This is a genomic window from Paracoccus aerius, from assembly GCF_014656455.1.
In the GTDB taxonomy this organism is placed as follows: Bacteria; Pseudomonadota; Alphaproteobacteria; order Rhodobacterales; family Rhodobacteraceae; genus Paracoccus; species Paracoccus aerius.
Genome location: NZ_BNCL01000034.1, coordinates 1 through 18254, shown reverse-complemented (window position 1 = coordinate 18254; position 18254 = coordinate 1). Strand labels below are relative to the sequence as shown.

Here is an 18254-nt window from a genome sequence, read left to right as displayed (position 1 = left end):
AAACGGCTTTTCCTCATCTCGTCTGCTCCTTCAGGTTGCGCAGACTCTACATCACAGCGAGGGAACTTCCGGGGGGCAGGTCAACTTCGATGAAGTCATCGGTCCCCCGCTCCTCCGAACGCCGCGAGTTCTTCTCCGGGCATTCCATAAAACCCGTTAGGTGCTGGAGCGGCACTCAGCAAGTTGACGAGGGTGGGGCAGAGAAGGGGGCAAACAGGAGTTTGAGCCCATCAGAGACCATTCAGGCAGGCAACATATGGGGCAGCCCCTCGTGAGTGAAACGAACTTCGTCTGCAAAGTGGTCGCAAGTGTTGAGAGGTGTACACCACTGACGGCCTTGCAAACCGCGTTCCCAGAGTAAGCCGGCCCGCTTTCGAGAGGGTCAACCGCTTCTCTTTTTTCGCTCTTTTGCTCAGCTCCTAAGGCGCCGCTGCTCCAGACGGCGCATCCATCCACCAAGTGTCGGGACAAACGGCACGATCAGGAAGATGCGGACAATGTGAAAAGCCGTGATCAGCGCCACGTCGAGATCCATGAACTTGGCCGTCAGGGCCATTTCAGTAACACCGCCGGGTGCGGCGCCAAGCACAAGGTCTTGCCAGAGCATCCCCGCGAAGGCAGCCGCGATCAGCCCGCAGGCGGAACTCAGTGCCAAGAACAGGAGCGTCGAGACCGCGATCGATCCGACCATCCGGCCTGCCGAGACGAACAGCGACCGCCGGAAGGTCGATCCGAGCCAGGTGCCCAGCAGAACCTGCGCCATCGACAGGATGAGGGCAGGGAAGGGGGCCGGGGTCACGCCCATCGCTGTCATGCCGGCCGATGCTGCAAGCGCCCCCAGGAAGAACGGGTTCGAAATCCGCAATGCCCGGAACAGCAGGGCCACCCCCATGGCGGCCGCGAACAGCGTCATAATCCGCAGAGGCTCAACTTCGCCTGACAGCATGGCGGCGCTTCGATCGGGCCAGCCTTCGATCGCGTAGATGGCGATTGGCACCAGCACCACGATCGAGGCAATGCGCAGCGTTTGCGCGAAGATGATCGGCCCGGGCAAGAGGTTCAGCCGCTCGGCAATCACGGCCGCTTCAACGGGGCTGGTGGGGATGGTCGATAGCAGGGCGGGCACTATGCTCATCCCCGAGATGCGGGCGAGCACGAGGGAGGTCAGACAGGCGCAAGCCGCGATGGCCACAGCCATTCCGATCAGCAGGGGGGAAAGCTCGACCAGCTTGCCGAAGGCGGCCGGCGAGAAGAACAGTCCGACTTGCGCTGCCACGATGATCTGACCCGCCGGCCGCGTCTTGACGGGGATCACGTAGGTGGTCAGCCCGCTGATATAGATGGCAGCCGTTACGATGAGTGGCCCGATCATCCAGGGCAGCGGAGCGCCGATGGATGTCAATGCCCATCCGCCGCAGGCTGCGGCAAGGTAGATCACAGGCAGGATCGTCGGGTGGTCAGTGCGCATGGGTCACGCAGCCTTGTGGCGTAAGGGGAGGAAAGAAATACGCCAATGTCCGGTCAAAGATTTCGAGGCGAATTTCAAGCTGCATAACGGTCTGTCATAAGCCTCTCCCTTGGGGGCAGGTTGAGTCGCCTGAGGGGCGGGATCAAGTGCCTTTAGGGAAGGCATTGCCTGACCAATGGTTATGTTACAGCCCCAGGTCGGTTGCCTATACCCGGCGGAACCATCGCACTGCAGGAGGAGCGGGGGACAACCCGCGCGGCCGGCCGCACGCAGGCCTGACGCCGTGGTCTGTGAGGCAGCCCGTCCTGTCCTTGCCCGCGCGCCCCGCCTGACACACCCGCCGGAGGAACTATGCAACCTGTCATGCTGACCATCCGCGACCAGATCGCCCATGTCGTCATCGACAATCCCCCTGTCAACGCGCTCAACCAGTCGGTTCGCGCGGGCATGGCCGACGCTGCGGCCCAGGTGGCGGGCAACGACGACATCGTTGGTGTGGTTCTGTCCTGCGCGGGGCGTACCTTCGTATCGGGCGCCGACATTCGCGAACTGGGCAATCCGCTACAGCCCTATCTGCCGGACGTTCTGGCGGCGATCGCGGGATCGCCCGTGCCTTGGGTCGCGGCGCTGAAAGGGACAACGCTGGGGGGCGGGCTGGAACTGGCAATGGCCTGCCATGGTCGCATCGCCGATCCTGCCGGCAAGATGGGTCTGCCTGAGGTAACTCTGGGCATCCTGCCCGGATCGGGCGGCACGGTGCGCCTGCCACGTCTGGTGACAATGGAGCTGGCCATTGCGATGATCACCGGTGGCAAGCCGATCGGGGCCGAGCAGGCCCAAGAGGCCGGGTTGATCGACGCCGTGGCTCAGGGCGAGCTTGTTGAGGCGGCGGAGGCGATGGTTCGCTCTCTTGCCCCCGGTACGCCGCTGTTGGACAGGCCCCTGCGTAGTGCCGAGGCTGTCGACTGGCAGGCCGAAGAACAGGCGCTATCCCGGAAAAGCCGCGGCGCCGCCGCACCCTTTGAGGCGCTCGCCGCTCTGCGGGATGCAGTCCGACTGCCGGCCGATCAGGCGCTGGCCGCCGAACGGGAGCGCTTCCTGCGATTGTCGGTCAGCGACGAGGCCAAGGCACTGCGCCACATCTTCTTCGCCGAACGCAATGCAGGCGGCAGTCTTCGCACCGCAGACGCCACGCCGGCCGATCTGCTTCGTGTCGGTGTGATCGGCGGCGGCACGATGGGGGCAGGCATCGCAGTGGCACTACTGCTGGCCGGTTCCCAGGTGCGGCTTATAGAACGTGACGGGGCAGCCGCTGCCACGGCGCAGGAGCGCGTAGCCGATATGCTGGCCGAAAGTGCCAAGCGTGGCGTCATCTCGGATACGGAACGGCAGGACGCATTGTACAGGCTTGGGGCAGGGGACAATTATGCCGTTCTGGCGGACTGTCCTCTGGTCATCGAAGCGGTGTTCGAGGACATGGCCGTCAAGCGTGAGGTTTTCGCACGACTGGACGCGGTGATGCCGGCAGATGCGATCCTCGCGACCAACACCTCGTATCTGGACGTGGATGCCCTAGCCGAGGCGACCGCCGATCCGGGCCGCGTCCTGGGGCTGCACTTTTTCTCGCCTGCCCATGTGATGAAGCTTTTGGAAGTGGTGCGGGGGCGCACAACCTCGGCCCGCGCGATGGCCACGGCCGGAGCTTTGGCGCGGCATCTGAAGAAGACCGCCGTGGTGTCCGGCGTTTGCGATGGCTTTATCGGCAACCGGATCATGAATGCCTACCGTCGCGATTGCGAATTCATGCTGGAAGAAGGCGCGCTGCCCCATCAGATCGATGCGGCGATGGAGGGTTTTGGTTTCGCCATGGGCATCTACAAGGTCGGGGACATGAGCGGCCTGGACATTGCCTGGGCGCAGCGCAAGGCCCGCGCAGCCCTGCGCCCAGCTAACGAACGCTATGCCCGTATCGCCGACCGTCTGTGCGAAGCAGGTCGCCTTGGCCGCAAGACCGGCAAGGGATGGTATGACTATGCCGATGGCAAGCCGCAGATCGATCCCGAGGTGACGCGCATCATCGAGGAAGAGCGCGCGAAGGCTGGCCATGTCCGCCGGGACTTTACCTCATCCCAGATCATGGACCGTATCTTGTCCATCATGCAGGCAGAAGGACAGGCGATCTTGGATGAAGGCATCGCCGAAACCGCCGATGACATCGATGTGGTGATGGTAACGGGGTACGGTTTTCCACGCCATAAGGGAGGGCCAATGTTCATGCGCGCAGCCGCCTTGGCTTCACACGGCAAGACACCTGAAGGCCTCGCTTCGGCCGTTCTCGAATAACCTATCGTTAGGCAAGCAGGCATCCATTGATAGTGGTGCCACAAGCCTCAGAGCCTAACATGAAGGCCGGGAGTGAAGAGAGGCAATGTCACATTTTGCAGTACTGCCTGATGGCGATTTCAGTCAGCAGAAGCAGGATGACGAGAGAAAGAAAGCCTCGGGTCGACAGGCCAAGTGCCCTGTCTTGAGGCCCGCAGGCGGCAATCTCTGCCTCTAAGAGGAAAACGAGGCGCAACTTAGTGCCATTGCAATGCCAGTTCGTCGCAAGCCCGCGACAGAGGAGGGAACCATGAAGATATCCAACAGAATTTTCGCGTTGACTGGCGCGGTATCCACGAAAGGCAAGCTCGGCGCGCGAGTACCTACACTTGCTGCGATTATGGCCGTCGCGTCGATCACCGCGGCCCCGTCTGCCGCTCTTAGCGAATACCCTGAAAAGGTCATCGAGATCGTAGTACCATTTGCGCCCGGCGGGGGGACTGATACCATTGCCCGCGTCCTGGCCGAAGAAATGACAAAAGGTCTTGGCCAGTCGGTGATTGTGGACAACCGTCCCGGTGCGAGCACCATGATCGGATCAAAGATTGTGGCTGAAGCTGATCCGGACGGATACACGCTGCTGATGGCAAGCTTCGCCCATGCGGTGAATCCCAGCCTGAACCCCAACATCCAGTACGATACTGCGACAGCTTTCGCCCCGATCGCGCTCGTTGCCAAGTCGTACAATATCCTCGTCGTCAATCAAGACTCGCCCTTCAAGACTGTCGAGGAACTGATCACTTACGCCAAGGAACATCCGGGCGAACTCAACTATGGGTCTTTCGGAAACGGGACATCCGCCCACCTGTCGGCTGAGCTCTTCAATCACCTGGCTGGCACCGACATCACGCATGTCTCCTACAAGGGTGCGGCTCCGGCCCTGACCGACCTGCTTGGCGGTCAGATCCAAATGGTCTTTACCAGCGTGGCAAGTGTTGCCGGCCAAATCTCCAGTGGTGCGCTGCGCCCGCTTGCCGTCACCTCGGCCGAGCGTTCGGCGGCATTTCCCGACCTTCCGACGATTGCCGAAGCCGGTGTGCCGGGATACGTCTCTGACGCCTGGTACGGGCTCTATGCCCCAGCTGGTACGCCGCAGGAAGTTATCGGCGTGCTCAATGCGTCGGTCCAGAAGGCCATAGGGTCTGAGGCCCTCAAGAAGTTCGAAAAGAGCGAAGGCTTGATCTTCGAGCCCGGGACACCGGAAGATCTCGCCGCCTTCGTCAAGATCCAGGAAGATCGTTGGAGCGAAGTCGCCAAGGCCCAAGGCCTGTCTGTCGAGTAAGCCATAAGCTGTCCCGGCTCCGTTGCGGAGCCGGGTGCGTGGCTCCGGCACAACTATTCCGTTGAACGAAGCTCCCGCATCTCAAGTCAAGTGCCTGTCGGGAGAGGTCTAGAACGCTCTGGGATGGAGAGCGGCAGGGCAAGATTACCCTGATGTCTGGGTCATTAGACCAAAACAAGAATTGCTGCATGGGCGCCCCCTGACTGGAGCGCATCTTCGAAGCAAACTGGGAGGAAGAAAATGCAGGACCCTATCGAGAAATCTCGAGACCTGGTCGGCGGAGTTGTCGTCATGGCGTTGGGAGCAGGCTTTCTATTATCCGCGCGCGCGCTTCCTTTTGGATCATCCGGCAAGATGGGCCCCGGGTACTTTCCCATCATCCTGAGTGTCATCCTGATCGCCCTTGGCGGTGCTCTGGCGATTGCCGCCCTTCGGCGATCCTCCAGTGAAGGAAGCTTTGGCCACATCGCCTGGCGCGGTGTTCTTCTGGTTGTTGGCGCCGTTATCTTCTTCGGCCTTGCGATGGAGGGCCTCGGATTGGCGCCAGCCCTGTTTGCTGTCGTCCTGGCTGCCGCTGCGGCCAGCCGATACGCGCGTGTCCGAACAGGGCTCCCGCTTGCCATCGGTCTTGCCGCCTTTTGCTCGCTGCTCTTCATCAAAGCACTCGGAATGCCGATGCCGCTCGTCGGCCCTTGGCTAAGCACCGAGTTCTGGTGGCCTGCAGCATCATCTTCCCTCCAATAAGGAAGCCAAGGCATGGAATTGTTCAGCGATCTCGCGCTTGGGGTTTCCACGGCGCTCAGCCCCTTCAACCTCCTTTACTGCTTCATCGGCGTTTTGCTGGGTACGGCCATTGGCGTCTTGCCTGGCCTTGGGCCTGTTGCAACGATTGCGATGCTGCTACCGCTTACCTTCGGACTGGACCCGGTTTCCGCACTGATCATGTTGGCCGGTATCTATTATGGCGCGCAGTACGGTGGTTCGACGACTGCCATCCTGATCAACTTGCCGGGCGAAAGCTCCAGTGTAGTCACGGCAATCGACGGCTACCAGATGGCGAAGAAGGGACGCGCGGGCGCTGCATTGGCAACGGCCGCCCTTGGTTCATTCTTTGCCGGAACAGTTGCGACCATCCTGCTTGCCCTTGCTGCACCACCCTTGGCGGCCGTTGCTCTCAAGTTTGGGCCGACCGAATACTTTTCACTCATGGTGCTGGGCCTAGTCGCTTCTGTAGCCCTTGCCAGCGGCTCGCTTCTCAAGGCCTTCATCATGATCGTCCTTGGGCTACTGCTCGGGCTGGTGGGCACCGACATCGAAAGCGGCGCACAGCGCTTTACATTCGATACCCCGGAACTGATGGATGGGATGAATTTCGTTGCACTCAGCATGGGGGTGTTCGGTCTCGGCGAGATCCTCCGCAATCTTGAGCACGAACAAACCCGAAGCGTCATGGTCAAACGTGTCAGCGGCCTCATGCTCAGCAAAGAGGAATTCAAGCGGATTATCGGACCCGTTCTGCGCGGCACCACGATCGGTTCGGTGCTCGGGATCCTGCCAGGCGGCGGCGCCATGCTTTCATCTTTCGCGGCGTATGCGCTTGAGAAGAAAAGCTCGCCCAACAAGGCAGAGTTCGGCCAAGGGGCGATCGAGGGCGTTGCTGCGCCCGAAGCAGCAAACAATGCCGGTGCTCAGACGTCGTTCATCCCGATGCTGACGCTTGGCATCCCGTCCAATTCTGTCATGGCGCTCATGATTGGTGCGATGATCATTCAAGGCATCACTCCTGGCCCAAACGTCATCACCGACGAGCCAACCTTGTTCTGGGGCATGATCGTGTCAATGTGGATCGGCAACCTGATGCTGGTTCTCCTCAACCTGCCCTTGATCGGTCTGTGGGTGCGGATGCTCACCATTCCCTACCACCTGCTGTTTCCGGCAATTATCGCCTTTTGCTGCATCGGCGCCTATAGCGTGAACAACAGCACCTTCGACGTCTTCATCATGGCGACCTTCGGCCTCATTGGCTACGGGTTGATCAAGCTCGACTTCGAGCCGGCCCCTCTGCTGCTAGGCTTCATCCTCGGGCCGATGCTCGAGGAAAACCTTCGGCGAGCAATGCTTCTCAGCCGGGGTGATCCGACAGTCTTTGTCACTCACCCTATTAGCCTTGTGATGCTGCTTGTAGCCGTAATCATGCTGGCGGTGATTGTTCTGCCAAGCATTCGCGCAAAGCGAGAAGAAGCATTCAGCGAGTAAGCCAAGGCTTCTCAATCGCGATCGACAAGAAGCTGGAGAACATAATGACAATCAAGGACATGGTCGTTCAGGTTGACCAGACAGCCGCTTCGGAGCGGAGGTTGGAAGCGGCGGTGAAGCTCTCTCGGCATCTCGGGGCACATCTGACCGCGGTGTACCTGGCGGCAGAACCGTTTGTTCGAAGAGTCAGCCGGCTACATCTGCCCGACGAGTTGGTCCGTGAGTACCGGAGGCAGGCCGAGGCCGAGGCAGACACAGTCCTGAGCCATGTGCGGAGGATGGTTGGAGCAGAAGTTTCGGTGGATGCAGTTATGGAGATCGGTCCGCTGGACCGACTTCCTGTCCTTTTCGCGCATCTTGCGCGAACCGCTGATCTGGCGATTGTCGGCGAACCGGACCGGGACAGCGGGGGCACGGACGACGCGGTGCTTGTCGAGGTTTCCTTCATGGATACGGGTAGACCGGCCCTTGTTCTTCCACAAGCCGGCACCCAAGCCTTGCCACCACGTCGCGTCCTCGCTGCATGGAACGGAACCCGGGAGGCCTCGCGGGCCATCCATGATGCAATGCCGCTGCTCCAAGGGGCGGAGGAGGTGATCCTCGTGAGCGCCGCCACTGACAAAGGCGACGATCGGCAGCTACCGCAGCTCGGGAGGGCCATGGCCGATCACCTAAAGCGGCATGGTGTCTCGGCAAAGCCAAAAATGGTGACGTCAGTCGGCACAACAATCGCTGATCTCATCAGGCGGCAAGCGGCAGAGGAAGGGGCAGACCTTGTGGTTATGGGGGGCTACGGTCATTCCCGACTGCGCGAGATGATGCTGGGAGGCGTCACCCGCCATATGCTCGAGCGCATGACGCTGCCCTTGTTCATTGCACATTAGGTCTAGCGTGGACGCTTCTGAAAAAGGCGCCGTTCGGCAGCACGTGCTTGCCGCACTTTGCGAGAAGCAGGGATCGAGCTTCAGCTTCCTTGGACATCTGCTGGCCTTGCAATGGTCTGACATTCAGGCTGATTCCCTGGTCGTGACTATGCCCGTCGGGCCGCATTGCACGGATGCGGCGGGGCGGGTGAGCATGAGCGCCCTCTGCGGCATGGTTGATATCGGTCTTGCAAACGCATGTCGCCTGGCAGTCGGGCGGGGATGGCGGCTGGCGACGATCCAGCTGCACCTGCAACTGACGGGCGTGGCCCTTGAAGGGGACCTTATCCTTTCAGCCGCGTTCGATGGTTTCAGCACCGGCACGGCGTTGCGCCAATTGTTTTCTCATGGTGTTGTGACCTGTGGTGGCAAGGCTGTCTGCCATGCCCGTGCCAGCTTTGTCGCCCTTCCACCCCCCTCCAAGACGCGGCTTGACGCCTATCCATGGGAGCAGATGAAAAGCCACGGCGCTTCTGGTCTGAAAGCAACGGAGCTTGACGCTGATGCGCAGGCACTCCTAGCCGATTGCGAGCGCGCATTGGCCTGCACGAACAACGATAGAGGGTTCCTGGACAGGTTCTTGGGTCTGGCACCTCGGGCAAATGAAAGCGGCTCCTTGTGCGAGATCGCGATCACGCCGACCCTGAGCAATCGCGTGGGACATGTTCAGGGTGGACTGCTGCTGTCGATTGCGGCCCAGACGGCACAGGCTGCTGCCGGTGATCACCCGGTCCTGTCCAGCCTGTCATGTTCATACACGGGTCCGGGCCGCGGTGACCGGCTTTCAGCTCGCTCCGATGTCCTGCATCGGGGGCGCAGTTTCGCAACGATACAGACGCAGGTTCGAACATCGGATAGCGTGCTTGTCAGCGACACGATCTCAACCCATGCAGCAGGCCGGACATGACATGGAAGATGAACATCCCGTCGGCACACCCGTAATTCGCACGATTGCGATGCCCGCCGATACCAATCCCTCGGGCGACATTTTCGGGGGATGGCTGATGGCCCAGATGGATCTGGCCGCCGGCAATGCCGCCGCCAGACGCGCCAGAGGGCGCTGCGCCACCATTGCCGTGGATGGCATGGTCTTTCATCGGCCCGTGTCCGTCGGTGACGAGGTCAGCCTTTATGCAAGCATCGTTCGTGTCGGCCGAACGTCGATGGGCATTCTTGTCGAAGCGTGGCGGCGCAGTCGCGAAGAGGATTCCCAGTTCAAAGTGACAGAGGCAATCTTCACCTTCGTGGCCATCGACTCTGACAGAAAGCCGCGGCCTATTCCCGAACAACCGGATTGACGGCCAGACCAGATCTTCTCCAGGCGAGACAGGTGCGATTTCTGACTTCTTGCGAAACGGCAGGCAGAAGGTAGTATGCCGGAATGTTGAACGCCCTGCCTCCTCTTAATCCGCTCAAGGCCTTTGAGACTGCGGCGCGACTTGGCAGCCTGACGCTGGCTGCCGAGGAAATGAATGTGTCGCAGGTGGCGGTAAGCCGACAGGTGAAAGTGCTCGAGGATTATCTCGGTGTCGCCCTGTTTCGACGACTGCACAGGGGTATCGAGTTGACACGCGAGGGGCGAGAGCTTTTTGAGGGGATAGCAATCCCCTTTCAGCAACTGGGCAATGCCACGCGTCGCGTGTCCCGGCGGGGACGGCGGGATCTTTTGTCGATCCAGTCCTACACGACGTTTTCGCAGCGTTGGTTGATACCTCGCCTGGGGCAGTTTCACGACGCGCATCCGCGGATAGAGGTTCGGCTGTCATCTTCCACCGAACCCGTCGACTTCGACACGCAAAACCTCGACGCGGCAATCCGGTCGGGGGACGGGGCCTGGCCCGGGCTTCATTCCGAGCGGCTGGTCGATATCGATCTCATTCCGGTCTGCTCGCCAGGACTCATAGCCTCGGCCAAGCTCGATCGACTCGACGATCTCTCCAAAGTTCGGTTGCTTCATTCCATGGCGAGACCCAATGACTGGGCGGCTTGGATTGCCGCGTCCGGTGCAAAGGTTGACCCTGGACCTGGGCTCCGTTTTGAAAATTCGGCACTCGCTTACGAGGCAGCCTCGCTCGATATTGGCGTTGCGATCGGCGTCAAGGTCTTCGTTCAAAGGCAACTTCAAGTCGGCAGCATGGTCGCGCCCTTTGACACGACCTGCAGGACAGGGGAAGGCTATTTCCTCACCTGGCCGACGAACACGAAGGTGTCGGTGCCCTTGATGAAGTTCCTGACGTGGATGCGGGAGCAGATCGCCTGTGAAGGGCCTGCTCCCGCAACGTCCATCATGGCAGACAACCGTTAATCCCCGGAACGGCGTCTGCCATGGCCTTCGCTAGCTGAGGACGACCAGGCCGTCGCCCGCGCGAACACCCTGTCCCTCGGGCAGAACAAAGACCGGGTTTATTTCAGCCTCCTGAAGGCGCCCGTCCAGGGCCTCGACCATGTCTGCAAACGACAGGATTGCATCGGCCAAGGCATCGGTGTCTGCCAGGGGCTTGCCCCGGAAACCGTTGAGCAAGGCAGAGCACTTGAGGCTGTCGATCATGTCCTTTGCCTCCGTCCGATCCAGCGGCAACAAGCGCAGCGCGACATCCTGGTACAGTTCGGTCGTGACCCCCCCTGCGCCGAGCAGGATATAGGAACCGAGCTGCGGATCGCGGTTGTAGCCAAGGATCAACTCCACACCTCCCTGGACCAGCTCCTGCACCAGAAACCCGTCGATCTTCGCCGACGAGATTGCTTGCACACGGGTCAGCATATCGGCACAACAGGCCTCCACATCCTCGGGGGAAACCCCAATGGCAACGCCTCCCACTTCGGATTTGTGCAGGATCTCGTTCGAGAGGATCTTGATGACAACGGGCCCGTCAAAGGAGGTGGCGATCCTTGCCGCCTCCTGGGGGGTGGAGGCTGTGGCTTCCTTGGTGACAGGCAGACCAAAGCGAGCATAAAGGGCCTTGCTTTCGGCCTCGTTCAGCGAGCCGCTGGCCAGGTCGCTTATGTCGACTGACGCCGCAGCACGCATGACAGAGGTGCCGTTTACCCGTGCCGTCGGTTGCAGCGCCCTCAGCGCCGAAGCGCAGCTTTCCGGCGCGGCATAGGCAGGGATCCCGCTTTTGTTCAGGTGTTTCACAATTTCCGGGGCCTCGGCGCTCACATAGGCAAGCAGGGGCTTGCTGGTTCCCTTAAGGGAGTCCAGCAGCGGCCTTGCCACGACATCAGGTTGCGCGATCGAGGAGGATCCGAGCACAACGACGATGGCGTCATAGGACGGGCTTTTCGACAGGATGCTCAGGATCGACCGGAAAAGGTCGGGCCGAAGACCCGCAAGCGTGACATCGATCGGATTGCGGTCAAGAACCGCCTCCTTAAGGTCAAGGGCAAGCAAGGCCGCGGCTGTCTCTGCGTCGGGGGCAGGCATCTCAAGCCCGGCCAAGCCGACATTGTCGGCGACAATGGTTGCTGCCCCGCCGGTCGAGGTCACGATGGCAACCCGGTTGCCAGCCATCCTGCGGCCGGAAGCCAGCGCGGCCGGGATGTCGAGCAGGTCGGCAAAGGTCTGCGCGCGGATAATGCCAAGCTGCGCAAACAGCGCATCATAAACCTCGTCGGCGCCAGCAAGCGCACCGGTGTGGGACACTGCAGATCTTGCCCCGGATTCAGAGCGCCCCACCTTGTAGGCAACGATGCGCTTGCCCGAGGCCAGAACACGTTGCGCCGCCTGGCGGAACTTGGTGACGTTCCGGATTGTCTCAAGGTAAAGCGCCACAACTTCGGTCGACGTGTCGTCGGCCAGTGCGTCCAGAAAGTCCGAGGCTTCCAGATCCGCCTCGTTGCCTGTGGCGACAAGCTTCGAAAATCCAATGCCCCGGCCAACGGCCCGCGAAAGAAGCGATCCAAGAATACCGCCGCTTTGTGAAACAAGCGCGATACTGCCCTTTGGGAACTCGTCCATCGCCATCGCCCCCGATGGGGTAAGGACGATATTGTCCGTGAGGTTGACAAGGCCGATGGTGTTTGGACCAAGGATCGGCATCCCAGCGGCAGCGTCGCGCAACGCCGCCTGCCGAGCATGGCCTTCCTCCCCCGCCTCGCCAAAGCCGCTTGCCAATACGATTGCGCCCTTGCAGCCAGCGGCAGCCAAGTCGCGCACGGCCTCGATCACCCGGATTGCGCCAACAAGCACAAGTCCCAGGTCAGGGGTCTCAGGCAGAGATTTTGCATCAGGATAGCATTTCAGGTCGCCAATCGCTTCGGCGCGGGGATTGATCGGATAGATTTTCCCGGCATATCCATGTGCCTGGAGATAGGCGATGGGACGGCCGGTCAGCTTTGCCGGATCGTTTGATGCGCCGACAACCGCGACGCTTGCCGGGTTGAAGAAGATGTCAGAGAGACTCATGTTCCCGGCCCTCACTTGCTGGTCTTGTTAAGGAAGTCTTCGACCGACTGGCGATGCTCTGCAGTGGTATAGCAGATCGCCTGCGCCTCACGGCCCAAGGCAAAGACCTGCTCGTCCGTACTCTCGAACGTCTTGTCGAGGATTGCCTTGGTAAGGGCGATGGCGGCCGGTGAGCCTTGGCTTAGTTCCTCAGCCCAGGTCTGCGCCTCGGCGATAAGGGAATCCGGCTCTGCAATCCGGTCAACCATGCCCATGGCAAGTGCTTCCTCGGCCTCGACCGTGCGGCCCGTCAGGATCAGTTCCTTTGCCTTTGCCAGGCCGACCCGCCGTGGAAGGAAGTACATACCGCCACCATCCGAGACGAGGCCGCGCTTGATGAAGCTCATCGCCATTTTCGCGCCTCGTGCGGCGATGATGAAGTCGCAAGACAGCGCCATGTCGAGCCCAAGACCAAAGGCCGCGCCGTTCATGGCTGCAATCACCGGTTTGCCAAGACCATGGATCGCGGCGACCCCGCGATGCGTCCTGCCTTGGCGCTTCCAGCCGTTGAAGGCTACCTCGCCTGCCGGGGCATCAAGCCGGGCGCGCATTCCGCCAACGTCCCCCCCAGAACAAAAACCTTTTCCAGCACCCGTCAGGATCACGGCGCGTACCGCCAAGTCCGCACCCGCGGCGTCGAACGCCGAAATCAGTTCGGCACGCATTTGATCGTTGATCGCGTTCCGAACCTCTGGCCTGTTCATCGTGATTGTCACGACGCCCTTGTTTTCAGAAATCCCGATGTATTCGAATTTTTGATGGATAGTCATGACATGCTGTTCCCTTGTCTTGTCGGGGAATGGTGCGGCCGAAGCCGAACCGCGTTCCTCCTCCCCATGGTGAAAAGATGGCTGATGGCGGTGCGTCTTCTCAACCGATCATACAGCCTGCTATGGCCAACCAATTGTCAGGGTCGATGCAGGCGGAGTTCCCCGGGTAGGGTCTTACCGCACAGCAGTTGATCGCAAAGCATGGCAGCGGCCTCGGGAATGAGGAGCCCAGAGGTCAGTTCATCATACTTGGCAATCAATTCATGATCTGTCAGCGGATCTTCGGGATCACCCTTGCGGGTTTGCTGCAGATGAACAAAATCCCGGCCATCCTTGAGGGATACCAAAAGACGCGCCATGCGCCGACGCGGATAAGCAACTGCAAGCTGCTCGTCTTCAACGACGGCAATCCGGGGCATCAAGGCGCGTATCTGGGGATGTGCTATCGCTTCTGGCGTAAAGGCTCCAAGCCTCACCCCGCCCAGGATCATGTCTGCGGCCAGGCAATACTGGGCACTGAAGCGCGCCTCTTGCGCGGTGCCAACCACGGGGCGGTCACACATGCGCTTGGTCGCGGTATAGCCTTCGATCGTTATTGTGGCGATCTGGTCCGGCGAGATGCTTTCCCGCTGCCTCAACAGTCGAAGCCCATCAAGTGCCGGAAAGATGTGCCCGCAACATCCGTGGTTCTTGACGGTCATGCCAGTAATAGGTGTCCACTCGCCTATCCCCTCAAGGGCAGCCTGCCAGTTTCCCGTTGAAGCGCTTGTTGCAGCGGCAAATCCCGCCGGTGCGTGCAGGCTGTCGAGGGAACCGGTTACGCCGCCTGCCGCCGCCAGCCCTGCAAGAAGACCCGCTTCTGCCGCATGGCCTGCATGAAGCGCCTTTGCCATGCCTGCGCCTTGCAGGTTTTCCTGATGGCCTCCGGCAAAGCTCGTGGCGAGTGCAATCGCGTGCGCAACACGGTCCGCCCCGCAATCAAGCAGCAGGGCCGCCGCAACAGCCGCGCCCACCACGCCCACCGTCGCCGTTGTATGCCAGAAGGCATAATGGCTGGGTTGAATGGCAAGCGAAAGCCGGCACCCGACCTCATAGCCGCCGATGATGGCTCGATGTAATTGATCTCGCGATGCCCCCCGGTCTTGAGCCAGTGCAAGGGCTGCTGCAATCGTGGGACTGCCGGGATGATAGCCACCGTCCTTGAAGATATCGTCGAATTCAACGATGTGACTGGCCGTAGCATTGAGAAGTGCCGCCTGGCGGGCGGACACCCGACGGCCGTCGATGTAACAGATCGCATTCCCCTGGCTGCTATCCGCGAGAACCCTTGCCAGAAGGATCGCCGGCGGTTCAACGCAGCCTGGAATGGTGGTCGCGAACCAGTCCAGAAGTGCGCGACGGACGGCTCGATCGACGTCGTCACTGATGGGTGAATGCTGCCAGGAGGAGGCTGCTTCAGCCAGGGCAAGAAGCGGGTTCATCGTGACCCTCCAGTCCGACTAGGATGTTTCAATCGGCGAATACCGCTCCCCGGAGTGCAGCGATCTCTTCTGGGCTATAACCCAGTTCTACAAGAATCTCCTCGGTCTGTGCCCCAACAGGCTGGGGCGGGAAGTCCAGCATCGGGTCGCCGGCCGACATGCGAAAAGCGGCCGTCGGAAGGCTCAAGCCATTGACCAGGCTGCCCGGGGCTTCAATGCGCTGCAGAAGCGGCCGTTCGGATATTTGCGGATCGGCAAGAGCTTCCTCCATCCGACGGATGCGAACCGCAGGAATGCCGCGTGCGCGAAAGAAGTCTTCCCAATAAGCGGCCGGCATCCCCTCGATGATCGACGCAAGGGTGGCGGCCTCCTCGCTATGGGCGTCCAATCTCTGGTTGTTGTCGGACTTGATCATGTCCTCGCGGCCAAGTGCTGCCCAGAGCCTGCGCTGCTGCCGCAAGTTCGACGCAGAGATCATCAGGTCCGCATCGGATGCGCGATAACATCCGATAGTGGCAAAGGGATATCGATTGCCCTTCTGTTCGGGATGCCTCTTGTTCCATTGAAAACCCGCAAGGTGCGAACTGCACAAGATCAGCGATACGTCGAGCATCGAGACATCGATGAACTGCCCCTCACCACCGCTGCGTTCCCGCTGATAAAGGGCTGCGCTGATCGCAAAGGCAGCTGTTGTTCCCGTCGCATAGTCCACCACCGGGGCGCCGGTTTTCAGGGGCAGACCGTCTCCATGACCGGTCATCGCCATCATGCCGGAGAACGCTTGCAGGATGTTGTCGTATCCGGTCTGTTCCCGGCGGGGTCCGGTCGAGCCGAAAGCCGAGATCGAGCAGTAGATCAATCCAGGATTGATCTTTCGGAGGTCCTCGTAGCCCAGCCCAAGAGCCTCGAAAGCGCCAGGGCGATAGTTCTCGACAAACACGTCGGCGGTGGCGGCCAGACGCCTGAGAGCATCTTGTCCAGCTCCTGTCTTCAGATCCAAGGCAACGGCTTTCTTGTTGGCCGCTTGGGCAAGAAAGGCCGTACCCATCTCCTTGTTGTTCAGCTCGCGGTCCGAGCCTTGCGAGCGAGCTTGATCTGGCTCGGTCGGGGACTCGACCTTGATGACCTCTGCTCCCAGCAAAGCCATCTGGTAGGCTGCAAAGGGGCCCGCCAACACATGTGTCGTATCGATTATCCGAAGTCCGTCAAACGCCCGGGTCATGTGGCCTCCCATGTCCGACGGCGGTTTCGCACAAGGAACCGCCGCCACAATGATTTGGTGGCGCGCGCGCCTATCACGACCATCATTGCGTGAGGGTTGGCGCGGCTAAACTGACAATTGGTCAGGCATCGCGCGCACTTTCGTTGCGCACAACTCTCTGCTGGCCAGTGTCTGAGGCTTCAGAGACGATTTGCTTGTGCTTTGGATAACTTATCGTCAGGTCCGCATCACCTTCCTTCAGGCTAGAGATACTCAACCCGGAATTCGATCGGGAACGATGGTACCCTGGAGAACCCTATGAGCGACGTTTTCATCTGCGACTATATCCGCACACCCATCGGCCGCTTTGGCGGCGCGCTGTCCTCAGTGCGCGCCGACGATCTGGGCGCGGTGCCCTTGCGGGCGCTGATGGCGCGCAACGGTGGCGTGGACTGGCAGGCCGTCGACGAGGTGATCTTCGGATGCGCCAACCAGGCGGGCGAGGACAACCGCAACGTCGCGCGCATGTCGTCCTTGCTGGCGGGCTTGCCGGTCGAGGTACCGGGCACCACCATCAACCGGCTTTGTGGATCGGGCATGGACGCAATCATCACCGCGGCCCGCGCCATCAAGGCAGGCGAGGCTGAGCTGATGATTGCGGGCGGGGTCGAGAGCATGTCGCGCGCGCCCTTCGTGATGCCCAAGGCCGAAGCCGCCTTCAGCCGCAACAACGCCGTCTACGACACCACCATCGGCTGGCGCTTCGTCAATCCGCTCATGGAGGCGCAGTACGGCGTCGACAGCATGCCGCAGACTGGGCAGAACGTGGCTGATGATTTCGGTATCAGCCGCGAGGCGCAGGACGCGATGGCATTGGCCAGTCAGACCAAGGCTGCTGCCGCGCGGGACCGTCTGGCCATCGAGATCACCCCGGTCAGCGTACCGCAGCGCAAGGGGGATCCTGTGATTGTGGCACAGGACGAACACCCTCGTGCGACGACCGCTGACGCCCTCGCTAAATTGAAGCCCTTGTTTCCCAATGGGTCGGTCACGGCGGGCAATGCCTCGGGCGTCAACGACGGGGCGGCTGCACTGATCATCGCCTCGGAAGCCGCAGCGAAGCGTTACGGGCTGACCCCAATTGCCCGTGTTTTGGGCGGGGCCACAGCCGGTGTTCCCCCGCGCATCATGGGCTTCGGTCCGGCGCCTGCCTCGAAGAAGCTGATGGCGCAGCTTAGCCTGGGGCAAGCCGATTTCGACGTGATCGAACTGAACGAGGCCTTTGCCTCACAAGGTCTGGCGACGTTACGTGATCTGGGGATCGCCGATGACGACCCTCGCGTGAACCCGAACGGCGGCGCCATTGCGCTTGGCCATCCTCTGGGCATGTCAGGGGCACGCATCACCGGCACGGCAGCGTTGGAGCTGGTCCGCTGCGGCGGCAAGCGGTCATTATCGACCATGTGCATCGGCGTGGGACAGGGCATCGCCGTGGCGCTGGAACGGGTATAGAATTTAGTCAAAGCTCCGAAATGTACTTTAGCAGCCATCAGAAGTGACATAATCGGTCTGTATCTGCGAACCGCAGATGCAGACTGGGTGACCGGGCCCCTCTGGCGGATGTGGCGGCACATTCGCGATGTCGGCACTGATCCTGAACCAGCCGCCTGGATCTCTTCTTCATGGAAAACGGACTGTCTTCCGAGGGCACGCGCGCAGGCGCGCGGCCGATCCTTCACTATTTCACCTGGGCCTTTATCGTCACAGCCCTGGGTCTCCTGCTTGGCGCCTATCTTGGCTGGCAGATGACCGGCACAGTCGGTGGCATGCTGACGATCTTCTTCATCTGCACTGTCCTAGCTGTCTTGGAGATCTCGCTGTCCTTCGACAATGCGATCGTCAATGCCAACAAGCTGAAGGAGATGACGCCCGTCTGGCAGCGCCGTTTCCTGACCTGGGGCATCCTGATTGCCGTCTTCGGCATGCGGATCGTTTTCCCGCTGCTGATCGTGGTGGTCGCCGCGAAGATCGGACCATGGGAGGCAGT

15 protein-coding genes are annotated in these 18254 nt (G+C 60.9%); 10 read left to right on the top strand and 5 right to left on the bottom strand.

Going from position 1 to position 18254, the window contains the following annotated elements:
• Nucleotides 1-412: 412 nt before the first annotated feature.
• Nucleotides 413-1468: an AbrB family transcriptional regulator gene (locus IE224_RS19150; RefSeq protein WP_191312911.1), complete on the bottom strand. Its 1056-nt coding sequence runs from the start codon at nucleotides 1466-1468 to the stop codon at nucleotides 413-415.
• Between the two features lie 351 nt (nucleotides 1469-1819).
• On the opposite strand from IE224_RS19150, the gene IE224_RS19145 reads away from it, so the two are divergent.
• The 8 genes from IE224_RS19145 to IE224_RS19110 all read left to right on the top strand — a co-directional run bounded on the left by IE224_RS19145 (nucleotide 1820) and on the right by IE224_RS19110 (nucleotide 10616).
• Nucleotides 1820-3811 carry a 3-hydroxyacyl-CoA dehydrogenase NAD-binding domain-containing protein gene (locus IE224_RS19145; RefSeq protein WP_191312909.1) on the top strand — a complete coding sequence of 664 codons (1992 nt, stop codon included), beginning with the start codon at nucleotides 1820-1822 and terminating at the stop codon, nucleotides 3809-3811.
• A gap of 289 nt (nucleotides 3812-4100) precedes the next feature.
• Nucleotides 4101-5132, top strand: coding sequence for a Bug family tripartite tricarboxylate transporter substrate binding protein (locus IE224_RS19140; protein WP_191312907.1), 1032 nt, complete (start codon nucleotides 4101-4103; stop codon nucleotides 5130-5132).
• A gap of 240 nt (nucleotides 5133-5372) precedes the next feature.
• Nucleotides 5373-5876, top strand: coding sequence for a tripartite tricarboxylate transporter TctB family protein (locus tag IE224_RS19135; protein WP_191312905.1), 504 nt, complete (start codon nucleotides 5373-5375; stop codon nucleotides 5874-5876).
• A gap of 12 nt (nucleotides 5877-5888) precedes the next feature.
• Nucleotides 5889-7388 (top strand): tripartite tricarboxylate transporter permease, encoded by a 1500-nt coding sequence (locus IE224_RS19130; RefSeq protein WP_191312903.1) that lies wholly within the window; start codon nucleotides 5889-5891, stop codon nucleotides 7386-7388.
• Between the two features lie 44 nt (nucleotides 7389-7432).
• Nucleotides 7433-8272, top strand: a complete 840-nt coding sequence (locus IE224_RS19125; RefSeq protein ID WP_191312901.1) for a universal stress protein — start codon at nucleotides 7433-7435, stop codon at nucleotides 8270-8272.
• A gap of 7 nt (nucleotides 8273-8279) precedes the next feature.
• Nucleotides 8280-9218: an acyl-CoA thioesterase domain-containing protein gene (locus IE224_RS19120; protein WP_191312898.1), complete on the top strand. Its 939-nt coding sequence runs from the start codon at nucleotides 8280-8282 to the stop codon at nucleotides 9216-9218.
• Nucleotide 9219: 1 nt separating this feature from the next.
• Nucleotides 9220-9609, top strand: coding sequence for an acyl-CoA thioesterase (locus tag IE224_RS19115; RefSeq protein WP_202380299.1), 390 nt, complete (start codon nucleotides 9220-9222; stop codon nucleotides 9607-9609).
• 83 nt (nucleotides 9610-9692) lie between these two features.
• Nucleotides 9693-10616, top strand: coding sequence for a LysR substrate-binding domain-containing protein (locus tag IE224_RS19110; RefSeq protein WP_191312894.1), 924 nt, complete (start codon nucleotides 9693-9695; stop codon nucleotides 10614-10616).
• 30 nt (nucleotides 10617-10646) lie between these two features.
• Here IE224_RS19110 and IE224_RS19105 read toward each other — a convergent pair whose 3' ends face one another.
• The 4 genes from IE224_RS19105 to IE224_RS19090 all read right to left on the bottom strand — a co-directional run bounded on the left by IE224_RS19105 (nucleotide 10647) and on the right by IE224_RS19090 (nucleotide 16228).
• Nucleotides 10647-12716, bottom strand: a complete 2070-nt coding sequence (locus IE224_RS19105; protein WP_191312892.1) for an acetate--CoA ligase family protein — start codon at nucleotides 12714-12716, stop codon at nucleotides 10647-10649.
• A gap of 11 nt (nucleotides 12717-12727) precedes the next feature.
• The gene (locus IE224_RS19100) at nucleotides 12728-13525 is read right to left on the bottom strand and encodes an enoyl-CoA hydratase/isomerase family protein (RefSeq protein ID WP_191312890.1); all 798 of its coding nucleotides are present in this window, start codon (nucleotides 13523-13525) and stop codon (nucleotides 12728-12730) included.
• 137 nt (nucleotides 13526-13662) lie between these two features.
• Nucleotides 13663-15006 (bottom strand): MmgE/PrpD family protein, encoded by a 1344-nt coding sequence (locus IE224_RS19095; protein WP_191312887.1) that lies wholly within the window; start codon nucleotides 15004-15006, stop codon nucleotides 13663-13665.
• 28 nt (nucleotides 15007-15034) lie between these two features.
• Nucleotides 15035-16228, bottom strand: a complete 1194-nt coding sequence (locus IE224_RS19090; RefSeq protein ID WP_191312885.1) for a CaiB/BaiF CoA transferase family protein — start codon at nucleotides 16226-16228, stop codon at nucleotides 15035-15037.
• A 297-nt stretch (nucleotides 16229-16525) separates the two neighbouring features.
• Here IE224_RS19090 and pcaF point away from each other — a divergent pair, with 297 nt between their 5' ends.
• On the top strand, nucleotides 16526-17719 hold the full coding sequence (pcaF, locus tag IE224_RS19085; RefSeq protein ID WP_191312884.1) for a 3-oxoadipyl-CoA thiolase: 1194 nt from the start codon (nucleotides 16526-16528) through the stop codon (nucleotides 17717-17719).
• A 170-nt stretch (nucleotides 17720-17889) separates the two neighbouring features.
• The coding region (locus IE224_RS19080) for a DUF475 domain-containing protein (protein WP_191312882.1) at nucleotides 17890-18254 on the top strand (365 nt) is incomplete at its 3' end.

What these genes read in the sequence shown, in the direction of transcription:
- IE224_RS19150 (WP_191312911.1), bottom strand. Translation starts at nt 1,468, where the DNA reads ATGCGCACTGACCACCCGACGATCCTGCCTGTGATCTACCTTGCCGCA.
- IE224_RS19145 (WP_191312909.1), top strand. Translation starts at nt 1,820, where the DNA reads ATGCAACCTGTCATGCTGACCATCCGCGACCAGATCGCCCATGTCGTC.
- IE224_RS19140 (WP_191312907.1), top strand. Translation starts at nt 4,101, where the DNA reads ATGAAGATATCCAACAGAATTTTCGCGTTGACTGGCGCGGTATCCACG.
- IE224_RS19135 (WP_191312905.1), top strand. Translation starts at nt 5,373, where the DNA reads ATGCAGGACCCTATCGAGAAATCTCGAGACCTGGTCGGCGGAGTTGTC.
- IE224_RS19130 (WP_191312903.1), top strand. Translation starts at nt 5,889, where the DNA reads ATGGAATTGTTCAGCGATCTCGCGCTTGGGGTTTCCACGGCGCTCAGC.
- IE224_RS19125 (WP_191312901.1), top strand. Translation starts at nt 7,433, where the DNA reads ATGACAATCAAGGACATGGTCGTTCAGGTTGACCAGACAGCCGCTTCG.
- IE224_RS19115 (WP_202380299.1), top strand. Translation starts at nt 9,220, where the DNA reads ATGGAAGATGAACATCCCGTCGGCACACCCGTAATTCGCACGATTGCG.
- IE224_RS19110 (WP_191312894.1), top strand. Translation starts at nt 9,693, where the DNA reads ATGTTGAACGCCCTGCCTCCTCTTAATCCGCTCAAGGCCTTTGAGACT.
- IE224_RS19105 (WP_191312892.1), bottom strand. Translation starts at nt 12,716, where the DNA reads ATGAGTCTCTCTGACATCTTCTTCAACCCGGCAAGCGTCGCGGTTGTC.
- IE224_RS19100 (WP_191312890.1), bottom strand. Translation starts at nt 13,525, where the DNA reads ATGACTATCCATCAAAAATTCGAATACATCGGGATTTCTGAAAACAAG.
- IE224_RS19095 (WP_191312887.1), bottom strand. Translation starts at nt 15,006, where the DNA reads ATGAACCCGCTTCTTGCCCTGGCTGAAGCAGCCTCCTCCTGGCAGCAT.
- IE224_RS19090 (WP_191312885.1), bottom strand. Translation starts at nt 16,228, where the DNA reads ATGACCCGGGCGTTTGACGGACTTCGGATAATCGATACGACACATGTG.
- pcaF (WP_191312884.1), top strand. Translation starts at nt 16,526, where the DNA reads ATGAGCGACGTTTTCATCTGCGACTATATCCGCACACCCATCGGCCGC.